Annotated in this window: 20 protein-coding genes and 1 pseudogene; 7 read left to right on the top strand and 14 right to left on the bottom strand. The window is 65.7% G+C overall.

What is annotated here, in order from left to right; genetic code table 11:
* From OR16_RS22010 to OR16_RS22000, 3 genes and pseudogenes are all read right to left on the bottom strand, one after another.
* Positions 1–602: sigma-54-dependent Fis family transcriptional regulator (locus OR16_RS22010; RefSeq protein WP_006160156.1), on the bottom strand; the 602-nt coding region annotated here is incomplete at its 3' end.
* An 8-nt stretch (positions 603–610) separates the two neighbouring features.
* Positions 611–2153, bottom strand: a pseudogene (locus OR16_RS22005) (sensor histidine kinase).
* Positions 2154–2235: 82 nt separating this feature from the next.
* Positions 2236–3534, bottom strand: a complete 1299-nt coding sequence (locus OR16_RS22000) for a dicarboxylate/amino acid:cation symporter (protein ID WP_006160155.1) — start codon at positions 3532–3534, stop codon at positions 2236–2238.
* 414 nt (positions 3535–3948) lie between these two features.
* Between OR16_RS22000 and OR16_RS21995 the strand changes: the two genes are divergently transcribed.
* The 5 genes from OR16_RS21995 (at position 3949) to OR16_RS21975 (ending at position 8096) form a co-directional block, all read left to right on the top strand.
* Positions 3949–4269 (top strand): (2Fe-2S) ferredoxin domain-containing protein, encoded by a 321-nt coding sequence (locus tag OR16_RS21995; RefSeq protein ID WP_006160154.1) that lies wholly within the window; start codon positions 3949–3951, stop codon positions 4267–4269.
* A gap of 115 nt (positions 4270–4384) precedes the next feature.
* The gene (locus OR16_RS21990; protein ID WP_006160153.1) at positions 4385–5029 is read left to right on the top strand and encodes an alpha/beta hydrolase; all 645 of its coding nucleotides are present in this window, start codon (positions 4385–4387) and stop codon (positions 5027–5029) included.
* Between the two features lie 73 nt (positions 5030–5102).
* Positions 5103–6311, top strand: a complete 1209-nt coding sequence (locus OR16_RS21985; RefSeq protein ID WP_006160152.1) for a D-alanyl-D-alanine carboxypeptidase family protein — start codon at positions 5103–5105, stop codon at positions 6309–6311.
* A 13-nt stretch (positions 6312–6324) separates the two neighbouring features.
* The gene (locus OR16_RS21980; RefSeq protein ID WP_006160151.1) at positions 6325–6630 is read left to right on the top strand and encodes a DUF493 family protein; all 306 of its coding nucleotides are present in this window, start codon (positions 6325–6327) and stop codon (positions 6628–6630) included.
* A gap of 272 nt (positions 6631–6902) precedes the next feature.
* Positions 6903–8096, top strand: a complete 1194-nt coding sequence (locus tag OR16_RS21975) for a class I SAM-dependent rRNA methyltransferase (RefSeq protein ID WP_006160150.1) — start codon at positions 6903–6905, stop codon at positions 8094–8096.
* 431 nt (positions 8097–8527) lie between these two features.
* Here the strand turns inward: OR16_RS21975 and OR16_RS21970 are convergent, their stop codons facing one another.
* Complete coding sequence (locus tag OR16_RS21970; protein WP_006160149.1) at positions 8528–8980, bottom strand: carboxymuconolactone decarboxylase family protein; 453 nt, start codon at positions 8978–8980, stop codon at positions 8528–8530.
* 118 nt (positions 8981–9098) lie between these two features.
* On the bottom strand, positions 9099–9986 hold the full coding sequence (locus OR16_RS21965) for an RNA polymerase sigma-70 factor (protein ID WP_006160148.1): 888 nt from the start codon (positions 9984–9986) through the stop codon (positions 9099–9101).
* A 269-nt stretch (positions 9987–10255) separates the two neighbouring features.
* On the opposite strand from OR16_RS21965, the gene OR16_RS21960 reads away from it, so the two are divergent.
* Positions 10256–11233, top strand: a complete 978-nt coding sequence (locus tag OR16_RS21960) for an NAD(P)H-dependent flavin oxidoreductase (protein WP_006160147.1) — start codon at positions 10256–10258, stop codon at positions 11231–11233.
* 76 nt (positions 11234–11309) lie between these two features.
* On the opposite strand, the gene OR16_RS21955 is transcribed toward OR16_RS21960, so the two are convergent.
* The 7 genes from OR16_RS21955 to OR16_RS21925 form a co-directional block, all read right to left on the bottom strand.
* On the bottom strand, positions 11310–12560 hold the full coding sequence (locus OR16_RS21955; RefSeq protein WP_006160146.1) for a phenylacetate--CoA ligase family protein: 1251 nt from the start codon (positions 12558–12560) through the stop codon (positions 11310–11312).
* A 137-nt stretch (positions 12561–12697) separates the two neighbouring features.
* Positions 12698–13513: an ABC transporter ATP-binding protein gene (locus OR16_RS21950; RefSeq protein WP_006160145.1), complete on the bottom strand. Its 816-nt coding sequence runs from the start codon at positions 13511–13513 to the stop codon at positions 12698–12700.
* Between the two features lie 100 nt (positions 13514–13613).
* On the bottom strand, positions 13614–14948 hold the full coding sequence (locus OR16_RS21945; protein WP_006160144.1) for an ABC transporter substrate-binding protein: 1335 nt from the start codon (positions 14946–14948) through the stop codon (positions 13614–13616).
* Positions 14949–15037: 89 nt separating this feature from the next.
* Complete coding sequence (locus OR16_RS21940; RefSeq protein WP_006160143.1) at positions 15038–16114, bottom strand: branched-chain amino acid ABC transporter permease; 1077 nt, start codon at positions 16112–16114, stop codon at positions 15038–15040.
* A gap of 26 nt (positions 16115–16140) precedes the next feature.
* Positions 16141–17055 carry a branched-chain amino acid ABC transporter permease gene (locus OR16_RS21935; RefSeq protein ID WP_006160142.1) on the bottom strand — a complete coding sequence of 305 codons (915 nt, stop codon included), beginning with the start codon at positions 17053–17055 and terminating at the stop codon, positions 16141–16143.
* Positions 17056–17097: 42 nt separating this feature from the next.
* The gene (locus OR16_RS21930) at positions 17098–18000 is read right to left on the bottom strand and encodes an ABC transporter ATP-binding protein (protein WP_043420605.1); all 903 of its coding nucleotides are present in this window, start codon (positions 17998–18000) and stop codon (positions 17098–17100) included.
* A gap of 14 nt (positions 18001–18014) precedes the next feature.
* Complete coding sequence (locus OR16_RS21925) at positions 18015–19985, bottom strand: AMP-dependent synthetase/ligase (protein WP_006160140.1); 1971 nt, start codon at positions 19983–19985, stop codon at positions 18015–18017.
* A 237-nt stretch (positions 19986–20222) separates the two neighbouring features.
* On the opposite strand from OR16_RS21925, the gene OR16_RS21920 reads away from it, so the two are divergent.
* Complete coding sequence (locus tag OR16_RS21920) at positions 20223–20891, top strand: Crp/Fnr family transcriptional regulator (RefSeq protein WP_006160139.1); 669 nt, start codon at positions 20223–20225, stop codon at positions 20889–20891.
* Between the two features lie 72 nt (positions 20892–20963).
* On the opposite strand, the gene OR16_RS21915 is transcribed toward OR16_RS21920, so the two are convergent.
* On the bottom strand, positions 20964–21818 hold the full coding sequence (locus OR16_RS21915) for a 3-hydroxybutyryl-CoA dehydrogenase (protein WP_006160138.1): 855 nt from the start codon (positions 21816–21818) through the stop codon (positions 20964–20966).
* A gap of 72 nt (positions 21819–21890) precedes the next feature.
* Positions 21891–22313, bottom strand: coding sequence for an HIT family protein (locus OR16_RS21910; protein ID WP_006160137.1), 423 nt, complete (start codon positions 22311–22313; stop codon positions 21891–21893).
* Positions 22314–22324: the final 11 nt, after the last annotated feature.

The following is a 22324-nucleotide window of genomic DNA, read 5'->3' as shown; positions in this document are numbered from 1 at the left end:
GCCGCGCTGATCAGCGGCAGGTGGTGGCGCGGCGACAAGGCGTGCAGGCTGCGCGCCACCAGCTCCTTGCCGGTGCCGGTCTCGCCGTTGATCATCACCGGCACGTCGGTGGCGGCCACGTTGGCCACCAGCGTGCGCACCTGCTCGATGGCTGGCGAGCGCCCGATGATGCGCGTGCCCGCAGCCGGACCGGCCAACTCGCGGCGCAGGGCGCGGTTCTCCAGCTCCAGCGCGCGCCGCTCCAGCGCGCGGCGCACGGTTTCGGTCAGGCGGTCGGCACCAAAGGGCTTCTCGATAAAGTCGTAGGCGCCTTCGCGCATGGCCTGTACCGCCATGCTGATATCACCGTGGCCGGTGACCAGGATCACCGGCACACCCGGCGCCGCGTTGCGGCAGTGGTGCAGCAGGTCCAGGCCGCTGGCGCCGGTCAGGCGCACGTCCGTCACCAGCACGCCGGGAAACTCCGGCGACAGGTGCGGCATGGCGGCCTCGGCCGAGGGCAGCGCCAGCACGGAGAAGCCAGCCAGCTCCAGGCTCTGCGCGGTAGCCTGGCGCACCAGGGGTTCGTCTTCGACGAACAGGACACGCAATCCGTCTTGCATGGCAATGCTCACTCAGTATGGGTGGGAGAGATGGGCGTGGCGGCGGCGCGGGGCGCGGTGCCTTCGGGCGCGGGCGCGCGCCGCAGCATCACCACGAATTCCGCGCCGCCGCCGGGCCGGTCGGCCGCGCTCAGCTGCCCGCCGAACTCGCGCACGATGGACGACGAAATGGCCAGGCCCAGGCCGAGCCCCTGGCCGATCTCCTTGGTGGTGAAGAAGGGTTCGAACAAGCGCGGCAAGGCGTCGGCGGCGATGCCGGTGCCATTGTCGCGCACCGCGATGCTGACGGTGCCGCCATGCTCGCTCACCGCCACTTCCACGCAGGGCGCCTCGGGCGCGGCGGTGGCCAGCGCATCGAGTGCATTGCCGATCAGGTTGAGCAGCACCTGCTCGAGCTTGAGCTCATCGGCCCACACCGCCGGCCCGGGTGGCTGGGACAAGCCCTCCACCTGCAACGCGACATGGCTCAGCCGCGGGGCCATGAGCGCCAGCACGTGATCGAGCGCGGCGCGCACATGCACCGCATGCCGCCGCTGGCGCGCCTTGCCGGCGAACAGCTTGAGCTGCCCGGTGATCTTGCCCATGCGGGTGGTGAGGTCGGCGATGGCGGCCAGGTTGCCTGTCGCCGCATCGAGCTGCCCGCGCTCCAGCAGCACGCGGGTGTTGTCGGAGAATGTGCGCAGGGCCGCCAGCGGCTGGTTCAGCTAGAACGGTCTTGCCGAGCCACTGCGTGACCGGAGATTGCAGCGCCTCCAGCGGCAACGGCCTGACCTCCTGGTCATGGTACTGGCGCGTACGGCCCAGCTCGGATTGCAGCTCGCTTGGCAGCGGCTGCAACGTGCGGTACTGCCAGGCCGGCACCGAGGAGAGGAAGATCACGCCGTGCTCGTCGCTCACCATCACCGGCTCGGCGCCACCGGCTCCCGCGCGCTGGAACCACTCCAGGTTGAGCTTGACCACGGTCACGCCCACCACGCGCGCGCCCACCTTCACGGGCTGGGCGATGTAGTAGCCGGGTTCGTCGCTGGTGATGCCAATGGCGTAGAAGCGCCCGATCTCCCCGCGCGATGCGCTCTGGAAGTATGGGCGGAAGCGGTAGTCCGTGCCGACGAAGCTGCCCGGTTCATCATGGTTGCTGGCAGCCAGCGCGAGGCCGTTGGCGGCAATCACGTAAGTGGCCGACGCCCGCGCACGGCGGTTGACTTCGGCCAGGTAGCGGTTGGCCGCCGCCACGCGCACAGCGTCGCCGGGCGCGGCCAGCAGGTCATGGACAAAGGGATGGAGCGAGACCAGCGCGGGGAGGAACTCGTAGCGGTCAAGCGTGCTTTCCAGCGTGGCCGCGTAGCGATCGGCACGCGTGGCCGTGGCTTGCTGCAGCCCGTCGATGCCGCGCTGCATCGAAAACAGCCAGGTCAGCGAGCACAGGACGACCAGGCCGACGGCGAGCGCCGCGGCAAAGCCCCGCCAGGTTCCGCCGCCATCGCCGGGTGCATGCACCAGGCGGGCGGAAGCGGGATCATGCACGGCGAGGAAGTCGTCGGAATGTGGCATCGGCGCGGGCGAAGGGACACGCGCCGATGATACCCGCTGGCGGGCGGCGCCGGCTGGCGCCGCCGCTCCGGAGGCCGGGACCTCAGCGGACGCCGGGGCCGGCTTCGGCAAGTTCGGCCGTTCCATCGCCGCCACGGCGCAGCGCGCGGTCAAGCTGCGCGCGGTCAAGTTCATGCTCCCACGCCGACATCACCACCGTCGCCACGCCATTGCCGATGATATTGGTCAGCGCGCGGCATTCGCTCATGAAGCGGTCGATGCCGAGGATCAGCACCATGCCCGCCACCGGAATATCCGGCACCACCGCCAGCGTGGCGGCCAGCGTGATGAAGCCCGAGCCGGTCACACCGCTGGCGCCCTTGGAGGTGATCATCGCCACGCCCAGGATCGTGATCTGCTGCAGCAGCGTGAGCTCGATGCCGGTGGCCTGGGCGATAAAGATCACCGCCATGGTCATGTAGATGTTGGTGCCATCCAGGTTGAAGGAGTAACCCGTGGGCACCACCAGCCCCACCACCGATTTGGAGCAGCCCAGGTTTTCCAGCTTCTCCATCAGGTGCGGCAGCGCCGCCTCCGACGAGCTGGTGCCCAGCACGATCAGCAGCTCTTCCTTGATGTAGGCGACGAAGCGGAAGATGTTGAAACCCGTCAGGCGCGCCACCGTGCCCAGCACCACCACCACGAAGATGATCGCGGTGAAGTAGAACGTGCCGATCAGCTTGAGCAGCGGCACCAGCGAGCCCAGGCCGTACTTGCCGATGGTGAAGGCCATCGCGCCGAATGCGCCCAGCGGTGCCACCTTAGTAATCACATGGACGATGTGGAAGAACACCTTGGAGACCTGCTCGACGAAGTCGAACACGATCTTCGAGCGGTCACCCATGGCCGCCAGCGCCGAGCCGAAGAACAGCGAAACCAGCAGGATCTGCAGGATGTCGCCGTTGGCGAACGCGCTGACGAGCGTGTCCGGGATGATGTGCATGAAGAACTCGACCGTGCTCTGGCCATGCGCCTGCGACACGTACTGCGAGATCGCCTTGGTGTCGAGCGTGGCCGGATCGATGTTGAAGCCCACGCCCGGCTTGAGCAGGTGCGCGGACAGCAGGCCGATCAGCAGCGCGAAGGTGGAGATCACCTCGAAGTAGAGCAGCGCCTTGCCGCCGACGCGTCCCACCTTCTTCATGTCGCGCATGCCGGCGATGCCTGACACCACGGTACAGAAGATAATCGGACCGATGATCATCTTGATCAACTTGATGAAGCCATCGCCCAGCGGCTTCATGGCTACGCCCGTAGCGGGCCAGAAATGCCCGAGCACGATGCCCACCGCGATGGCGAACAGCACCTGTACGTACAGGATCTTGTAAAAGGGTTTCCTCATGATGTCGTCCTCGGTATTTGACCGTGCCTGCCGCCGCAGCAGCGGCAGGTTCGCGCGCCCTGCAAATGGAGCGCGTCTGCCTTGACAGTCGCAACCGCCGTGCCAGGCCGGCCGATGCCGCCAAGTCACTGATTTCAAAAGGAAGCTGGCAAAGCGGACGACCATCCACTCCGGTTTTCCGGAATTCCGGAAAACCGCCGTCCGGAGATCCGGACGATCCGGCCGGCGCGGGTGCACGCTACGCCACCCGTGGCGGCGACGCGGCGCGCACGGTATCGATGCGGCCCGCCAAAGCCTCGAACCGGCCCCCATGACGCCGTATAATTCAGGCCTTCCACCCATTCCTGGCGGCCGGCGCGCCCCCCCGGGCACTTCTTGCCTCCTGCGTTGCCGCCGCCGATACGCCCACCACGCATGAGCAGCCACTACCAGCATCACGTTTTCTTCTGCCTCAACCAGCGCGAGGACGGCGGCGCCTGCTGCGGCGCGCACAACGCGCAGGCCATGCAGGAATACGCCAAGAAACGCTGCAAGGCGCTTGGCATCTCCGGCGGCGAAGGCCAGGTACGCATCAACAAGGCTGGCTGCCTGAACCGCTGTGAACTCGGGCCCGTGCTGGTGGTCTATCCCGAGGCCGTCTGGTACACCTTCGTCGACGAGCAGGACATCGACGAGATCATCGAGAGCCATCTGGTGGGCGGCAAGCCGGTCGAACGCCTGATGGTCGATCACTGATTGACCTTAATGACCTTAATGACCTTAAGCCCCCGCCCCGGCCCCGGCTGAAACGCTGAATTACTGAAACCCCGGCGCCACGGCGCCAGAGCCAGTCACCCTGCTTCCTGTTTCCATGAACGCGCATACCCAGGTACTTACCGTCGCCGGCCCCGTCGGCGCCATCGACGTTTCGGTCGACCTGCCCCAGGCCGGCACCCCGCGCGGCCTCGCGCTGGTGGCCCACCCGCATCCGCTGTTCGGTGGCACCAAGGACAACAAGGTGGCGCAGACGCTGGCGCGCAGTTTCGTGCAGCTTGGCTACGCCACCGTGCGCCCGAACTTCCGCGGCGTCGGCGGCAGCGCCGGCAGCCATGACAACGGCGTGGGCGAACAGGACGACCTGCTGGCCGTCATCGACTGGATGCGCACCCAGTCCGCCTGGTCGCCGGATGCCGCCACGCTGCCGCTGGCCCTGGCCGGCTTCTCGTTTGGCAGCTTCGTGGCCAGCCACGTCGCCCGGCGCCTGGCCGAGGCCGGCACGCCAGCGCAGCGCCTGGCCATGGTGGGCACCGCCGCCAGCCGCTGGGAAGTCGCCCATGTGCCGGCCGACACCATCGTCATCCACGGCGAGCAGGACGACACCGTGCCGCTGGCAAGCGTGTTCGACTGGGCCCGCCCGCAGGAACTGCCGGTGATCGTGATCCCCGGCGCCGACCACTTCTTTCATCGCAAGCTGCACCTGATCAAGCAGCTCGTCGTCAATGCGTGGGACCAGTGACGGGCGCGGCGCGCCGCCCCGCCATGTCACCGGAAGCACTCCCCGCCCCCTTTTATTTGTCGGAAACTGAAACATGTTGAATAGAGCCACGCCGCTTTTCGCGTCCGCCAACACGTGCGCCCTGGTCACCGCTGCCATCGTCGGCGCCGCCGTGGTGCTTGCCCCGTCTCCCGCGCGCGCGCAGGGCGTGCCGATGCCGCAGGTGGCGGCCAAGTCCTGGATGCTGTTCGACGTCACCAGCGGCCAGGCCCTGGCTTCGCAGAACGCCGATGTGCGCATCGAGCCGGCTTCGCTGACCAAGCTGATGACCGCCTACCTGGCGTTCGCGGCACTCAAGGAAAAGCGCCTCACGATCGACCAGACCGTGGTGCCGACCACGATCGTGCAGAAGGTCAAGAGCGACGAATCCCGCATGTTCCTGGAAGCCAACAAGCCGGTCAGCGTGCAGGACCTGTTGCTGGGCCTGATCGTGCAATCGGGCAATGACGCGGCGCTGGCACTGGCCGAAGCCGTGGGCGGCTCGGAAGAGGGCTTCGTGGCGATGATGAATCGCGAGGCCCAGCGGATGGGCATGAAGAACACCCACTTCAGCAACACCGACGGCATCCCCGACCCGAACCACTACACCACGGCCATGGATCTGGCCACGCTGACCACGCGGATCATCAAGGACTTCCCCGAGTACTACAGCATGTACTCGCAGAAGGAATTCACTTACAACAAGATCCGCCAGCCCAACCGCAACCGCCTGCTCTACATCGACCCCACTGTGGACGGCCTCAAGACCGGCCACACCAAGTCGGCCGGTTATTGCCTGATCTCGTCGGCCAAGCGTCCGCTGGCCAATGTGCCTAACGGTTCGCGCCGCCTGGTCTCGATCGTGATCGGCACCACCACCGAAGCGGTCCGCACGCAGGAAAGCCTGAAGATCCTGAACTACGGCTTCCAGTTCTTCGACACGCTGCGCCTGTACGACCGCGGCCAGGTGCTGGCCACGCCCGAGATCTACAAGGGCAAGGAATCCACCGTCAAGATCGGCGTCAAGGACGAGACCTACATCACCGTGCCCAAGGGCACGGGCGGGCGCATCAAGCCCGTGCTGGAGCGCCAGGAACTGCTGGTGGCACCGCTCGCCGCCGGCCAGCAGGTCGGCACCGTCAAGCTGATGGACGGCGCCACCAAGGTGGCCGAGTTCCCGGTTGTGGCGCTGGAAGACGTGCCCGAAGCGGGCTTCTTCGGCCGCCTGTGGGATACCATCCGCTTGTGGTTCAAGCGCAAGTAAGGAGGGCCATGAAATGAGCACCGACAATTCCGACCAAGGCAAGCCGGGCGACATCCCGCCGGCGGAGTCGCTGATCGAGTACCCCAGCCATTTCCCTATCAAGGTGATGGGGACCATGCAGGATGGCTTCGCCGAAGCCATCGTCACGCTGGTGCAGGGCTTCGACCCCGACTTCCACGCCGGCAAGATGGAGATGCGTCCTTCCAGCAAGGGCAACTACCTCGGCCTGACCGTCACGGTATGGGTCACCAGCCGCGAACAGCTCGACGAGCTGTACCGCACGCTGACGTCGCACCCGATGGTAAAGGTGGTGCTGTAGGCGGCTGAGCGGTGAAGCGGGCCAGCCGGCTTGCCGATATCCTCCCGGCATGCACGGCGTGGCTCCCCTCTCCCGCGTGGCGGGAGAGGGCGGGCGTATCCATTGCTACCGTGCTGGACAAGAACATTGGCTCCGCTTGTTGTGGCTCCTAGCTAAGCCACCCCGCTCCCCGCCCCTCTCCCCCTGAGGGGAGAGGGAGTAACAACAATCAGGCACTTCGGACCGGGCTGGCCTGTTCGCTCGGCTTCGTCTGGCGCCTAAAACAACAAATCATGAACACCATCACCCTCAAGCCCGGCAAGGAAAAATCCCTGCTGCGCCGCCACCCCTGGGTCTACGCCACCGGCGTGGATACCGTCGAAGGCCGCTGCGAGCCCGGCAGCACCGTGATCGTGCGCGCCGCCGACGGCCGCTTCCTGGCACGCGGGGCGTACAGCCCCTCCTCCCAGATTCGCGTGCGGGTGTGGAGTTTCGACGAGAACGAGCCGGTCGATCACGCCATGTTCAAGCGGCGCGTGGCCGCCGCGCTGGCGCATCGCAAGCAGTGGGTAAAGGACAGCGACGCCGTGCGCCTGATCTTCGGTGAATCCGACCGTCTGCCGGGCCTGATCGTCGACTACTACGGCAGCGGCGCCAACGGCCAGCTGGTGTGCCAGTTCAACGCTGCCGGGGTCGAGGCGTGGAAGGAGGCGCTGGTGCAGGCGCTCGTCAAGGAAACCGGCTGCCCCAACGTGTACGAGCGCTCCGACGCTGCCGTGCGCGAGCGCGAAGGCCTGCCGCTGGTGACCGGCGTTCTGGCCGGCGCCGAGCCCGACCCCGAGCTCAACGTGACCGAGCACGGCGTGCGCTACTACGTGGACGTGAGGAGCGGCCACAAGACCGGCTTCTATGTCGACCAGCGCGACAACCGCAAGCTGGTGGGCGATCTGGCCAATGGCCGCGAGGTGCTCAACTGCTTCTGCTACACCGGCGGCTTCTCGCTGGCGGCGCTGCGTGGCGGCGCCACCTCGGTGACCTCGATCGACTCCTCCGGCGAGGCGCTCAAGACCGCCGCGGGCAACGTCACCCTCAACGGCTTCGACCCCGAGCGCGCGACCTGGCTCGACGCCGATGTGTTCAAGTCGCTGCGCCAGTTCCGTGCCGACGGCCGCCAGTTCGACCTGATCGTGCTGGACCCGCCCAAGTTCGCGCCTTCGGCCCAGCACATCGACCGCGCCGCGCGCGCGTACAAGGAAATCAACCTGGTCGGCCTGCAGCTGCTGCGCCCGGGCGGCCTGCTGTTTACCTACTCGTGCTCCGGCGCGATCAGCATGGAGCTGTTCCAGAAAATCGTGGCGGGCGCGGCCACCGATGCCCGCGCCGATGCGCGCATCCTGCGGCGCCTCTCGGCCGGCACCGATCACCCGATGCTGGCGGCCTTCCCCGAAGGCGAGTACCTCAAGGGCCTGCTGCTGGAGAAGATCTGAAGCAGGACCGCGAGCCGAGGCCATCGGCCACGGAAAAACGGTAAAACGCGCCGCTCGGGCGCCGTTTTTCATGGGCACGCCGCTCGCGCATGGCGGTCATCCCGTCTTCACGCAAGCGTCTTCAGTCCGTCACAAACGCAACCTATAGTCCGGTGTGCGGATGCGGCATTGGCAGGTGCCCTCCCGCCTCTTCCTATCAGTCTTCGTGGTAGTTGCCCCGCGGCGTAGCGGGGTTTTTTTTGCGCCGGATTTTGCTGTCCCGATCGCAGGCCCGGATCAGAAGCGGTGGCGGATGCCGCTCATCGGTCGGCGTCTAGTGGGGCGAGGGTTACAGTGGGATGACGCCGCTATGACAACGGTGAAGCAGAGCGCCTCTGAATGGCCGTACCAAGCGCGTCATGACCGGGCCGATCATGGCGCGCTGGCGGGCGTCACGCCTTTTCCGGGATCGGGTTGCGCAAGCTCACGTTGAGCAGGTTCCACGCGTTGATGGTGACAATGGCAAAGCCAAGCTCGGCGACCTCGGCATCGGAGAAGTGCGCGCGCACGGCGGCGAACTCCTCGTCGCTCGCGTCGCTGTGCGGCGTGGCGGCGACGATCTCCGCCCAGCGCAGCGCGGCGCGCTCGCGCTCGCTGAAGAAGGGTGCTTCGCGCCAGCCGGCGAGGGCGTTGACATGGCGCGGATCCACCTCCTGGCGGATCAGGTCGCGCCAGTGCATGTCGATGCAAAAGCCGCAGCCGTTGATCTGCGACACGCGCAGGAATACCAGGTCGACAAGGCGCTTGCCGAGCAGGCCGTTCTGGACGATGGCGGACAGGTCGAGCAGGGCCTTGAAGGACTTGGGGGCGAGCTGGAAGTACGGGAGACGGGCGGTGTGGGTCATGGCTTGGCCTTTCGGTGCGATAGCGTGAGCGCGTGCGCTCGCTTGCGTTGCGAAGGCCGCCCCTTGCGGCCCCCATGCACGCAAGACGCGGGGGCCGTGGCGTTTGTGACAGCGCGCCTCAAGAAAGGGGAGGAACGCTCACCAGCTTGTCCGGATTGCGCACCGAATAGATCGCGGCAATGCGCTCGCCGTCGAACAGGAAAGCCTGTGCGGACTCAAGCCGCCCGCCGAGGTAGCGCAGCAAGCCCGGCTCGCCGTTGATCCAGGCAAAACGGTACACCTGCTCGTCGCCATCGCGCTCGGCCATATGGCTGTACAGCCGGGCGATATTGCTCGCGCCGCGCACCACCTTGACGAACGAAGTCACCTTGCCGCCGCCATCGCCGATGATCTGCACGTCGTCGGCCAGCACCGCCTTGATGGCCTCCAACTCGCCGCTGCGCGCGGCCTGCATGAAGGTCTCCAGCAAGCGGCGATGCTTGTCTTTGGGCACATCAAAGCGCGGGCGCTCCTGCTGCACGCGCTCGGAGGCCCGGTGCACCATCTGCCGGCAGGCCGCCTCGCTCTTGCCGAGCAGCGCCGCGATTTCGCCGTAGTCGTGGTCGAACACCTGGCGCAGCAGGAACGCCGCGCGTTCGTCGGCGGACAAGCGCTCCAGCACCCACAGGAACGCCACCGACAACTCGCTCGCCATCTCGGCCGCGGCCTCCGGCGTGCGCTCGTCCAGCGCCACCAGCGGCTCGGGCAGCCACCATCCCACATAGGCTTCGCGCTCGATCTTGGCCGCGCGCAGCCGGTCGATGGCCAGCCGCGTGACCACGGTCACCAGCCAGGCCTCGGCCGACGCCAGCGCAGCGTGGTCGGCGCGGTCCCAGCGCAGCCAGGCATCCTGGAGCACGTCCTCGGCGTCCGCCCGGGTGCCGAGCATGCGGTAGGCAATGGAAAACAGGCGCGGGCGCAATGTGGCGAAGACATCCGCATCGGCGGGCAAGGTGCTGGAAGGCATGACTGGGGCAGGAAGGGTCCGGTGGTTGATAAGACGCGGCAGCATGCCGTTTTGTGACAAGTCCGGCAACGAAACGCGCGCCGCCATGTTACTTGCGGCCGATGCGCCTTCCGGCGTAGATTGGCCCTGGTGGTTATCCCGCGGGTTATCCGTGCAGGTTACCCCTGTAGATTGCCGCTTCTAACGCCCGCCAGCCGAAACTCCCTATAATCGAACGATCGTTCATATCCAGGGTGCCTTCGGCGCCCGTTCGTGGTCCAGGAGACGCCATGCCCGCCGCCAAACAACTGCCCCAGGTCCTGCAAAACCTGGCGCTGCCCGTGATTTCCTCGCCGATGTTCATCGTCAGCTACCCTGAGCTGGTGCTGGCGCAGTGCAAGGCCGGCATCGTCGGCTCCTTCCCCGCGCTCAACGCGCGCCCCGCCGAGATGCTGGGCGACTGGCTCACGCAGATGGAAGAAGACCTCGCCGCCTTCCGCACTGCCAACCCGGGCAAGCCGGTCGGGCCGATCGCCGTCAACCAGATCGTGCACACCTCCAATGTGCGCCTGGAGCACGACATCAAGGTGTGCGTGGACCACAAGGTGCCGATCTTCATCACCTCGCTGCGCGCACCGCCCAAGGAGATGATCGACGCCGTGCACAGCTACGGCGGCATCGTGCTGCACGATGTGATCAGCATCCGCCACGCCGAGAAGGCGATCGAGGCCGGCGTGGACGGCCTGATCCTGGTGGCAGCCGGTGCTGGCGGCCATGCCGGCACGCTGTCGCCGTTCGCGCTGGTGGGCGAGGTACGCAAGATCTTCGACGGCGTGATCGCGCTGTCGGGCTCCATCGCCACCGGCGAATCCGTGCTGGCGGCGCAGGCCATGGGCGCGGACTTCGCCTATGTGGGCACCCGCTTCATCGCCTCGCAGGAAGCGCACGCCAGCGAGTCCTACAAGCAGTCGATCACCACCTCCGCGGCGGCCGACATCATCTACACCAACCTGTTCACGGGCGTGCACGGCAACTACATCCGAGAGAGCATCGAGGCCTCGGGGCTGGATCCCGCCAACCTGCCGGAAGCGGACAAGACCAAGATGGACTTTTCCAGCGGCGCCTCCAAGGCCAAGGCATGGAAGGACGTCTGGGGCGCCGGCCAGGGCGTGGGCCAGATCCACGACATCCCGACCGCCGGCGAGATCGTGGCGCGCATGAAGGCCGAGTACAACGACGCGCGCGCGCGCCTGGGGCTCGCGGTCTGAGCGCATTTTGGCTGTTGCGGCTGCCGACGCGGCGTGCCGGCGGCCATGCGGCTCCGCCCCCGGGCCGCGATCACGCTCAGTCGTAACGCCGCGCGTCCTCGATCACCTTGCCATCCTGCGGCAGCGAGCCCGCCGCAACGAAGCGCACCTCGCCACGCAGGCGCATCACCTCGCGCAGCGATTCGCCAATGGCCTGCGCCAGCGCCGCATCCTCGCGCGTGGCGTCGCAATGCAGCGTCATCACGTCGGCACCCACGCTGCCCGTCACCACCAGGCGCGCGGCGCGCACCTCGGGATGGCGCCGCACCACCTCGCCCACCTGCCCGGGATGCACGAACATGCCCTTGACCTTGGTGGTCTGGTCGGCGCGCCCGAGCCAGCCCTTGAGCCGCTGGTTGGTGCGCCCGCAGGGGCTGGCGCGCTCGTCCGAGCCGGCCACGAACGCCGACAGGTCGCCCGTGCCGAAACGGATCAGCGGATAGTCGCCATTGCCCAGCACCGTCACCACCACCTCGCCCGTCTCGCCGTCGGGCATCGGCTGCGTGCCGCCCGGCTCGACGATCTCCACCAGCACATTCTCGTCCACCACCCAGCCATCGCCGCCCTGGGTCTCGTAGGCAATCAGGCCCACGTCGGCACTGCCGTACATCTGCTGCACCCGGATGCCGCGCTCGGTGAACCAGGCGCGCAGCGACGGCGGCAGCGCCTCGCCTGACACCAGCGCCTTGGTCAGGCCCTGGCAGGACAAGCCAAGCTCGTCGCCCTTCTCCAGCAGCAGCTTGAGAAAGGATGGCGTGCCCGCGTAAGCCGCCGGCTGCAGGCTCGCCATCGCCTGCACCTGGGATTCGGTCTGCCCCACGCCCGCCGGAAACACGCAGCAACCCAGGCGATGGGCGCCGGTTTCCATCATCATGCCGGCCGGCGTGAAGTGGTAGGAGAAGGTGTTGTAGACGAGGTCGCCCGAACGGAAGCCCGCGGCGAACATGGCGCGCGCGATCCGCCACCAGTCGGCGCCGTGGCCATCAGGCTCATGGATCGGGCCAGGCGACTGGAAGATGTGGCGCAAGCCGCCCAGCGGCGTCGCGTTGAGCCCGCCCAGCGGCGGCAGCGCCTTCTGCCGCGCTGTCAGCTCGGACTTGCGCGTCACCGGCAACGCCGCCAGCGCGGCGCGCGAGTCCAGCGCGCGCGGGTCAACGCCGCGCAGCACCTCGGCAAAGTAAGGCGCATGCGCCTTGGCATGCGCAACCTGGCGCGACAACGCATCCAGCAAGGCCAGCGAGCGTACGGCCGGGGCGCGCGTTTCAAGCGAATCGAAGTATTCAGACATGGTGCGTAGTTCGCGTAGGTAATCGCGTAGGTGGTCGCGTGATAAGCCGCTCTGTTTTAGAACCGGGATGGAACCGGAAACGCATCGAGAAGGGCGAAGGCGCGCGTAGCGAGCGGCCCGCGGCGGATTCGCTCTTCTCAGGCGAGCCAGCGCTTGCGCCGGCGATAACTCTTTACGTCGCGAAACGAGCTGCGGCCGCCGCCCTCTCCATCGTTCGCCGCCACGCCCAGATAGAACTCCTTCACATCCTCATTGGTCCGCAGGGCCTCTGCCGCGCCGTCCATCACCACGCGACCGTTCTCCAGGATGTAGCCATAGTCCGCATAGCGCAGCGCCACCATGGTGTTCTGCTCCGCCAGCAGGAAGCTGACCTTCTCGCGCTGGTTCAAGTCGCGCACGATCTCGAAGATCTCCTCCACGATCTGCGGTGCCAAGCCCATCGACGGCTCATCCAGCAGGATCATGCTGGGCTTGGCCATCATGGCCCGGCCGATCGCGCACATCTGCTGCTCGCCGCCAGAGGTGTACCCCGCCTGCGACTTGCGGCGCGTCTTCAGGCGCGGGAAGTAGTCGTAGATGCGCTCCAGCGCATCGCGTGTCTCGCCGCGCGACAAGCCGCGCGTATAGGCGCCGGTCAACAGGTTCTCCTCCAGCGTCAGGTGGGCGAAGCAATGCCGCCCCTCCATCACCTGGATCACGCCGCGCTTGACCAGCTCGTTGGGCGTGAGCCGGTCGACGCGGTTGCCGCGATACTCGATCGAGCCCTTGGTGACGTCGCCGCGCTCGGCGTGCAGCAGGTTGGAGATGGCCTTGAGCGTGGTGGTCTTGCCCGCGCCGTTGGCGCCCAGCAGCGCCACGATCCGCCCCTCGGGCACGTCAAGGGAAACGCCCTTGAGCACCAAGATGACGTGGTCGTAGATGACTTCGATATTGTTGACGGACAACAGGCTCATGGTACGGCTCGGTTGGTGGTTCCTGGCTGGCTTCATCTCCGCTTGCCCGCGCGGGCAAGCGGAGTCAACAACAATCAACAAACGCCTTGCAGCGCCCGCGTCAAGACTTCATGCACGCCGGCGAGATGCCCTTCTCCTTCGCGAACTGCGCCGCGCTCGCCTTGAACAGCGGATGGATCAGGTTCTTGTTGCCTTCGATCCAGTCTGACACCACGACCCACTTGGTGCCGTCCCACTGCTGGATCTTCACCTTGCCCGAGCCTTCGTGGTTGTCGCAACTGGTCTTGATCTCCGGCAGCAGGCCAGTGGCGCCCAGCTGCTGCAGGCGCGCGTTGTTCACGTTCAGGTTCTCGAACGCCCAGCGCATGTCCTCACCGCTCATGACCTTGCCCTTGCCGTACTTGGCCTGCGCCACGCGGATCGCTTCCACCGTGACCACGGCCGCGGACACGCCTCGGTTGTAGAGTATCGAGCCGACCTTGTTGCGGTCCTGCATATTGCCCTTGCCCGCGCCGTAGACCACCTTGTCGATATCGGCGATCACGGGCACGCCCTTGCCGGCCACGTTCCAGGTCGCGCTCATATAGCCCTTGGCGGCGTCTCCGGCGGGTACGGTGTCTTCTTCCGAACCTGCCCACCACGAGCCGATCATCTTGTCGCGCGCGAAGCCCACCTTTTGCGCGGCCTTGAGCGCGGTCTGGTTCATCACGCCCCAGCCCCAGAAGATCACGTAGTCAGGATTTTCCTGGCGGATCTTCAGCCACTGCGCGCCCTGCTCGTTGCCGGGGTGCGCCACCGGGATCTCGACGAGGTTGAACTTGCCGAGCTTGGCTTCGGCCTCCAGCGCCACGATCGGCTCCTTGCCATAGGCGGAGTCGTGGTACAGGTAGACGATCTTCTTGCCGGCAAGCGAGCCGCCATTCTTGGACGCCAGGAACTTGACGATGGCCGAGACCTGCATCTGGTAGGTAGTGACGAGCGGGAAGGCATAGGGGAAGACCGAACCGTCGACCGCATCGGTGCGCCCGTAGCCCATCATCACCAGCGGCACCTTGTCGGCCGCGGTCTTGTCCACCAGCGCATAGGAGATGCCGGTCGACATGGTGTGATACGCGGTGCCCTTGCTGGCTGCGCTCTTGCTCTTGAGCCGCTCATAGCACTCCACGCCCTTGGCGTTGTTGTACTCGGTCTCGCACTCTTCCCACGACAGCTTGACGCCGTTCACGCCACCCTCCTTCAGGTTGACGTAGTTCAGGTAGTCGACGAAGCCGCCATAAAAGGACTGTCCGTTGGCGCCATAGGGGCCGACGCGATAGCTGGGCAGCGCAACGAACTGCTCGCCGCTCTGGGCTTGCACCGCCAGCGGCGCCAGCAGCGCGGCCGACGCCCCCACCGCCAGGGCAATGCGCTGCAGATTGCGAATCAGGATGGTCATGACTGTGTCTCCTTCACCTTGGCAGGTGTGTTTGTTATGGGATACCCGTTTCTCTTGTTCCGAAGCAAAAAACGCCGACGCGATGAGACTCAATGAGGGAATGGCCACAGCCGCAGCTTCTCCTTCGCGATCTGCCACAGCCGCGCCAGGCCATGCGGCTCCACCACCAGGAAGAAGATGATCAGCCCGCCGAACACCATCAGCTGGATATGCGACACCGCCGCGTTGGTAAAGGGCAGGTGCAGCAGCGCGGCCAGCGGCGGCAGTGCGATGTCCAGGAAGATCGGCAACAGCAGGATGAAGGCCGCACCCAGGAACGAGCCCAGGATGCTGCCCACGCCGCCGATGATGATCATGAACAGCACGCGGAAGGACAGATCCAGCGAAAAGCCGTCCGGCTCGACCGAGCCCAGGTAGCAGAACGCATAGAGCGCGCCCGCCACGCCGCAGTAGAACGAGCTGACGGCAAAGGCCAGCAGCTTGGTGCGCATCAGCGGAATGCCGATCACTTCGGCCGCCACGTCCATGTCGCGCACCGACATCCAGGCCCGCCCGGTGGAGGAGCGCACCAGGTTCTTGGCCACGCTGGCCAGCACCGTCACCAGCATCAGCACGAAGAGATACTTCTTCACCGGTGTATCGATGGGGATGCCGAACAGGTTCAACTGCTGCGCGGTGATCACGCCCGATGAGCTGTTGTTGGAGAACCAGGGAAACTTGGTCAGCGCCCACACCACGAAGAACTGCGCGGCCAGCGTCGCCACCGCAAGGTAGAAGCCCTTGATGCGCAGCGACGGCAGGCCGAACGCCACCCCCACCAGCGCCGCCGACAGGCCGGCGAGGATAAAGGTCAGCAGCACCGGCAGGCCCTCGATGCGCAACTGGAAGTTGTAGGCCGCGTAGGCACCCACCGCCATGAAGGCCGCCGTGCCGAGCGAGAGTTGGCCCGCGTAGCCCGTCAGGATATTGAGCCCGAGCGCGGCCAGCGCGAAGATCAGGAACGGGATCAGGATGGCCGAGAACCAGTACTCCGAACCTGTGAGCGGAATCACCACGAAGGCCACCGCCATCAGCACCGCAAAGCCGATGCGGTCCTGGCGGATGGGGAAGATCTGGCTGTCGGCGACGTAGGTGGTCTTGAACTGGCCGGATTCACGGTAGAACATGTTTTCTCTCCTGTGGCGAGGGCCGCTCAGACACGATCAATGTGTTTCTCACCGAACAGCCCCTCGGGCCGCACCAGCAGGAACAACAGCGCAAACACATAGGGGAACCAGCCTTCGATGCCACCGAAGTTGCCGCCAAAAGCGGACTGGAACACGGGCGGGATATAGATCTCGGCCAGCTTCTCCGAGGCCCCGATGATCAGCCCGCCGACGATGGCACCCGGCACCGAAGTAAAGCCCCCCAGGATCAGCACCGGCAGCGCCTTGAGCGCGGTCAGGGTCAGCGCGAACTGCACGCCATTGCGCGAGCCCCACAGCATGCCCGCCACCAGCGCCACGAAGCCCGCCACGCCCCAGACGATGGCCCAGATATGCTGCAGCGGAATCCCCAGCGACAACGCCGCCTGGTGATCGTCAGCCACCGCGCGCAATGCCCGGCCCACCTTGGTGTACTGGAAGAACAGCGCCAGCGTGCCCACCAGGATGCCGGCGATGCCCGCCGCTGCCAGGTCGAACTTGGAGACCACGATATTGAAGCGCGTCAGGATGGCTTCGATCGGCTCGTCGACGATGCCGAGGTTGATCGGGCGCACTTCATTGCCGAACAACAGCGGCCCCAGTCCCTCGAGGAAAAAGGACAGCCCGATGGTCGCCATGAACAGCGTGATGGGTGGCTGGTTCACCAGCTTGCGCAGCACCAGGCGTTCGGTGCTGATGCCTACCACCACCATCACGCCGAACGCGCCGATCACGGCCGCCCACATCGGCAGGCCCTTGTCCATCAGGCCCACCACCGCCAGCGCGGCAAAGTACACCATCGCGCCCTGCGCGAAGTTGAACACGCCCGATGCCTTGTAGATGAGCACGAACCCCAGTGCCACCAGCGAATACATCAATCCCGACAACAGCCCACCGATCAGGATTTCAAAGAAGAACGTCATGGCTTTCCTTGTCTCGTTCCGTGCGTTGCACCTGCATCCACTTCAGTGGCCCGCGCCCAGGTAGGCGCGAATCACGTCCGGGTTGGCCTTCACGGCCTCGGGCGTGCCGTCGCCGATCTTCTTGCCGTAGTCCAGCACCACCACGCGGTCAGAGATATCCATCACCACGCCCATGTCGTGCTCGATCAGGACAATGGTGGTGCCGAACTGGTGGTTCACATCCAGGATGAAGCGGCACATGTCCTGCTTCTCTTCCACATTCATGCCGGCCATTGGTTCGTCGAGCAGCAGCATCGACGGCTCCGCCGCCAGCGCGCGTGCCAGCTCCACGCGCTTTTGCAGGCCATAGGGCAGGCGCCCCACCGGCGTCTTGCGGATGGCCTGGATCTCGAGGAAGTCGATCACCTCCTCGACCTTGCGCCGGTGCAGCATCTCCTCGTTGCGCGCGGGGCCCCACCACAGCGCATTGGCCAGCAGGCCGCTGCGGAACCTGGTGTTGCGCCCGGTCATGATGTTGTCGAGCACGGTCATGCCCTTGAACAGCGCGATGTTCTGGAAGGTCCGCGCAATGCCCTGGCGCGCCGCCGCGGTGGGATGCATCTTGCGCCGTTCCTCGCCACGAAACACGATGCGTCCGTGCTGCGGGTGGTAGACGCCGTTGATCACGTTGAGCATCGAGCTCTTGCCCGCGCCGTTGGGCCCGATGATGGCGCGGATCTCATGCTCGCGCACGTCAAACGAGATATCGGTCAGCGCCTTCACGCCGCCGAAGGCCAGCGAGATGTTCTGCAGGTCGAGTATGACTTTGCCGGCCCCACGCACCAGCGCACGCTCCTCCTGCGCGCCGCCTTGCAGTTCCACTGCCCCCGCCGCCGCGGACGCACCGCTCCACACCGGCTGGCCATCGCCGCCGCGCTCCACGCCTTGCCATGCCATTTGCGTCATCCTCCCGCCCCTGCTCATGCCGCGCGCTTCGCGCCGGCGGTGGCCGGCGCGAAGCGCTTCACATCGACCAGCTTCAACGTGGCCGAGACGCTGCCTTCACGTCCGTCCTCGAACTTCACCCGCGTCTCGATGAACTGCTCCGGTTTTCCGGCGTACAGCGCATCGATCAGCGATGCGTATTTCTCCGCGATAAAGCCACGGCGCACCTTGCGCGTGCGGGTGAGCTCATCGTCGTCCGGATCCAGCTCCTTGTGCAGGATCAGGAAGCGCGAGACCTGCGAGCCGGCCAGCATGGCATCGGTGGCCAGGTCGGCATTCACCTGCTCGACGCACTCGCCGATCATCGCGATCACCTCTGGCTGCGCCGCCAGGTCGATGTAGCCCGCATACGCCAGGTGGCGCCGCTCGGCCCAGTTGCCCACGGCTTCGAAATCGATGTTGATGAACGCGCAAACGCTGTCGCGGCCGCTGCCGAACGCCACCGCTTCCTTGATGTAGGGGAAGAACTTGAGCTTGTTCTCGATGTACTTGGGCGCAAACATGGCGCCGTCGGACAGCTTGCCCACGTCCTTCGCGCGATCGATGATCTTGAGGTGGCCGTCGGCGTCCAGCACGCCGGCGTCGCCGGTCATGAAATAGCCTTGGTCGTTGATCGCCTCGCGGGTGGCATCGTCACGCTTGTAGTAGGCCTTCAGCAAGCCCACGCCTCGCACCAGCACTTCGCCGTTGTCGGCAATGCGGATTTCCATGCCCGGCGCGGCGGGCCCGACCGAATCGAACTTGACCTTGCCGTCCGGCTGCAGGCAGACATAGGCGCAGGTTTCGGTCTGGCCGTAGAACTGCTTGAGGTTGACGCCAATGGAACGATAGAAGCGGAACAGGTCCGGACCAATCGCCTCGCCCGCCGTGTAGCCCACGCGGATGCGGCTCATGCCGAGCACGTTGCGCAGCGGCCCGAAGATCAGCGCTTCGCCAGCCGCGTAGCGCAACCGGTCGGCCAGCGGCACCGGATTGCGATCGAGGATGTCGGTGCCGCAGCGGCGCGCCACGCCCATGGCCCAGTGGAAAAGCTTGCGCTTGATCCAGCCCGCGTCTTCCATGCGGATCATCACCTGCGTCAGCAGGTTTTCATAGATGCGCGGTGGCGCGAAGTAATAGGTGGGACCGATCTCGCGCAGGTCGGTCATCACCGTCTCGCGCGATTCCGGGCAGTTCACGGTAAAGCCCGCCACCATGGCCTGCGCGTAGGAGAACAGGTTGTCGCCCACCCATGCCATCGGCAGGTAGGACAGCACGTCGTCCTTCGCGGTCAGGCCATCGAACGCGCAGCCGTTGCGCGCCGCGCCGATCAGGCCGCGATGCGAGTGGCACACCCCCTTGGGCTTGCCGGTGGTGCCGGAGGTGTAGAGGATGATGGCGGTGTCGTCGGGCTCGCCGGCGGCAACGGCCGCATCGAAGTATCCCGGATTGGCGCGATCGAACTCGCGGCCGATTTCCTGCAGGCGCTCGTAAGACATCAGCGCCGGATGATCGTAGTCGCGCAGCCCGCGCGGGTCTTCATAGATGATGTGGCGGACCTTGCGGCCCTGCGCGGCAAGCTGCTCCTCCACCTCGAGCAGCTTGTCCACCTGCTCCTGGTCCTCCACGACGGCGAAGTCGATCTCGGCGTCGTTCAGCACATAGATCATCTCGCCGGCAATCGCATCCTGGTAAAGCGGCACCGGCACGCCGCCCGTGGCCTGCGCCGCGCTCATGGCCCAGTACAGGCGCGGCCGGTTGTCGCCGACCACCGCCAGGTTCATGCCACGCTCAAAGCCCAGCGCGGCCAAGCCGCACGCCAGCGCGCGCACCTCCTGCGCGGTCTGCGCCCAGCCATAGGTTTGCCAGATCCCGAGATCCTTCTCACGGTAAGCCGGGCTTTCCGGCCGCTGCTGCGCATGCGCAAGCAACAAGCGCGGGAAGGTCGTCGCCGACGGTTCCTGCATGGATGTCTCCTGTCCCTCCGGGGCGGGGGTCCGCCACCGGTGCCAAGCCTGCTGCCGCTGGTTATACTTGGCCTGTTTTGCCCGGCGGCGTTTCCGCCGCAACGCAACAAGCCAGCCGCGCCTGTCCTGGCGCGCATTCGCGGTTCGTGGTGATCGTAAGATAGTCCATGCCATTTCCCCCGGTTGTCACGCCGATGACAATTCCGGGTTAATCCCTACGGGAAGGTTCTCCAGGTCATGCTCAACGATTTCGTCGACCGCTGCGTGTGGGCAGCCGACCTCAGCGAAGAACAACGCGACATTGTCCGCCGCGCCATGTGTGTGCGCGAATATAGCCAGGGCGACTACGTCTGTCACAAGGGCGACATGGCGGAGCACTGGTTGGGCGTGCTGGAAGGGATCGTCAAGATCACTACGGTATCGCCGTCCGGTAAGTCGGTCACATTCACCGGCGTGCCTACCGGGGGCTGGTTTGGCGAGGGCGCCGTGCTCAAGGCCGAGATCCGCAAGTATGACGTGATGGCGCTGCGGCGCTCGCGGATTGCTTTCCTGCCGCGCGAGACTTTTCAGTGGTTGCTGGATACCAGCTTGCCCTTTACGCGGTTCTTGCTGACGCAGTTCAATGAGCGGCTGGGGCAGTTCATCGCTGCCGTCGAATATGAGCGGCTGCTCGACATCGACTCACGGGTGGCGCGGGCCGTGTCTTCGCTCTTCAATGAGCATCTGTACCCTGGGCTGGGCAAGACGCTGGAGATTTCGCAGGAGGAGATCGGGCTGCTGGCGGGGATCTCGCGGCAGCGGGCTAACCAGGCATTGAAGGTGCTGGAGCAGCAGGGGCTGGTCAAGGTGGATTATGGCGTCATCGAGGTGTTGGACCTGGAGGGGTTGAGGCAGTACGGAGAGTGAGCGCCCGGGGCGCCTGAGAAAAGAAAAAGGCCGGCTTCAAAGCCGGCCTTTCTCGCACTGCGGGAGCCGCGCTTACTTGCTATACACGTACACGCCACGCCCGGTCTTGCGGCCGAGATAGCCCGCCGCCACCATTTCGCGCATCAGCATGGCCGGACGATACTTCGGATCGGCAAACTCGGTGTACAGCACTTCCATCACAGCCAGCATGGTGTCCAGGCCGATCATGTCAGCCAGCGCCAGCGGGCCGATCGGGTGGTTGCAACCCAGCTTCATGCCTTCGTCGATTTCTTCCGGCGACGCCAGGCCTTCGCCCAGTACGCAGAACGCCTCATTGATCATCGGGCAGAGAATCCGGTTGACCACAAAGCCCGGGTTGTTCTTCACGGTGATCGGGTACTTGCCGAGGTTCTTCGACAGTTCTTCTACCAGCGCGTGCGTGGCATCGCTGGTCTGCAGGCCGCGGATCAGCTCCACCAGTGCCATCATCGGCACCGGGTTGAAGAAATGCATGCCGATGAAGTTGCCCGGGCGGCTGGTCACGGCGGCCAGCTTGGTGATCGAGATCGACGAGGTGTTGGACGCGACGATCACGTCGTCGCCGACGATGCTGTCGATCTGCTTGAGGATCTTGACCTTGAGGTCGAAGTTCTCCGTGGCGGCTTCGATCACGATGTCGGTGGCCTTGAGCGCGTCGTAGGACGTGGAGCCCTTGATGCGCGCGAGTGCGGCGTCCTTGTCGGCTTCGGTGATCTTGTCTTTCTTGATCAGGCGATCCAGGCTGCTGCCCACGGTGGCGATGCCCTTGTTCACCGCTGCGTCGCTGATATCCACCATCACTACGTCCAGGCCCACCACGGCGCACGCTTGCGCGATGCCATTGCCCATGGTGCCGGCGCCTACGATGCCAACTGTCCTGATTCCCATCTTCTCTTCCTTGTTGCTGGTTGCTTGATTCAGGCGAGGCACGCTGCAGTCACAGCGCACCGGTGTATTTGGTCAGGCTTCGCCCAGTGCGGCGATGATGCGCTCGGCATGCTGGCTAAGGATTTCCGGATCCTGCATGTCGGTGCCGTGGCCGCGCAGGGTGCGCTCGGCGTAGCGGGGCACGATGTGGAAATGCACGTGCGGCACGGTCTGGCCAGCGGCGGCGCCGTTGAACTGGCCGATCGAGATGCCGTCTGGCGAGAAGGCGGCGCGCACGGCGCGGGCAACACGCTTGGTGGTGCGGATGGCGGCTTCGGCGCCTGCGTCGGAGAGGTCGAACAGCTGGGCGGCGGGTTCCTTGGTCACGACCAGGACGTGGCCGTCCGACTGCGGCATGATGTCCATGAAGGCGATGGTGTCGGCATCTTCATAGACCTTGTTGCAAGGCAATTCGCCCCGCAGGATGCGGGCGAAGATATTGTTGGGATCGTACACGGCACTCCTGA

Origin of the sequence: Cupriavidus basilensis OR16 (assembly GCF_000243095.1) — a bacterium.
Lineage (GTDB): Bacteria > Pseudomonadota > Gammaproteobacteria > Burkholderiales > Burkholderiaceae > Cupriavidus > Cupriavidus basilensis_D.
Note: the sequence above shows the minus strand (reverse complement) of the source record. Positions and strands in the feature narration are given on the sequence as shown.

What these genes read in the sequence shown, in the direction of transcription:
- OR16_RS21915 (WP_006160138.1), bottom strand. Translation starts at nt 21,818, where the DNA reads ATGGGAATCAGGACAGTTGGCATCGTAGGCGCCGGCACCATGGGCAAT.
- OR16_RS21955 (WP_006160146.1), bottom strand. Translation starts at nt 12,560, where the DNA reads ATGTCTGAATACTTCGATTCGCTTGAAACGCGCGCCCCGGCCGTACGC.
- OR16_RS21920 (WP_006160139.1), top strand. Translation starts at nt 20,223, where the DNA reads ATGCTCAACGATTTCGTCGACCGCTGCGTGTGGGCAGCCGACCTCAGC.
- OR16_RS21945 (WP_006160144.1), bottom strand. Translation starts at nt 14,948, where the DNA reads ATGACCATCCTGATTCGCAATCTGCAGCGCATTGCCCTGGCGGTGGGG.
- OR16_RS21960 (WP_006160147.1), top strand. Translation starts at nt 10,256, where the DNA reads ATGCCCGCCGCCAAACAACTGCCCCAGGTCCTGCAAAACCTGGCGCTG.
- OR16_RS21990 (WP_006160153.1), top strand. Translation starts at nt 4,385, where the DNA reads ATGAACGCGCATACCCAGGTACTTACCGTCGCCGGCCCCGTCGGCGCC.
- OR16_RS21950 (WP_006160145.1), bottom strand. Translation starts at nt 13,513, where the DNA reads ATGAGCCTGTTGTCCGTCAACAATATCGAAGTCATCTACGACCACGTC.
- OR16_RS21985 (WP_006160152.1), top strand. Translation starts at nt 5,103, where the DNA reads ATGTTGAATAGAGCCACGCCGCTTTTCGCGTCCGCCAACACGTGCGCC.
- OR16_RS22000 (WP_006160155.1), bottom strand. Translation starts at nt 3,534, where the DNA reads ATGAGGAAACCCTTTTACAAGATCCTGTACGTACAGGTGCTGTTCGCC.
- OR16_RS21930 (WP_043420605.1), bottom strand. Translation starts at nt 18,000, where the DNA reads ATGACGCAAATGGCATGGCAAGGCGTGGAGCGCGGCGGCGATGGCCAG.
- OR16_RS21995 (WP_006160154.1), top strand. Translation starts at nt 3,949, where the DNA reads ATGAGCAGCCACTACCAGCATCACGTTTTCTTCTGCCTCAACCAGCGC.
- OR16_RS21965 (WP_006160148.1), bottom strand. Translation starts at nt 9,986, where the DNA reads ATGCCTTCCAGCACCTTGCCCGCCGATGCGGATGTCTTCGCCACATTG.
- OR16_RS21940 (WP_006160143.1), bottom strand. Translation starts at nt 16,114, where the DNA reads ATGTTCTACCGTGAATCCGGCCAGTTCAAGACCACCTACGTCGCCGAC.
- OR16_RS21935 (WP_006160142.1), bottom strand. Translation starts at nt 17,055, where the DNA reads ATGACGTTCTTCTTTGAAATCCTGATCGGTGGGCTGTTGTCGGGATTG.
- OR16_RS21975 (WP_006160150.1), top strand. Translation starts at nt 6,903, where the DNA reads ATGAACACCATCACCCTCAAGCCCGGCAAGGAAAAATCCCTGCTGCGC.
- OR16_RS21925 (WP_006160140.1), bottom strand. Translation starts at nt 19,985, where the DNA reads ATGCAGGAACCGTCGGCGACGACCTTCCCGCGCTTGTTGCTTGCGCAT.
- OR16_RS21970 (WP_006160149.1), bottom strand. Translation starts at nt 8,980, where the DNA reads ATGACCCACACCGCCCGTCTCCCGTACTTCCAGCTCGCCCCCAAGTCC.
- OR16_RS21980 (WP_006160151.1), top strand. Translation starts at nt 6,325, where the DNA reads ATGAGCACCGACAATTCCGACCAAGGCAAGCCGGGCGACATCCCGCCG.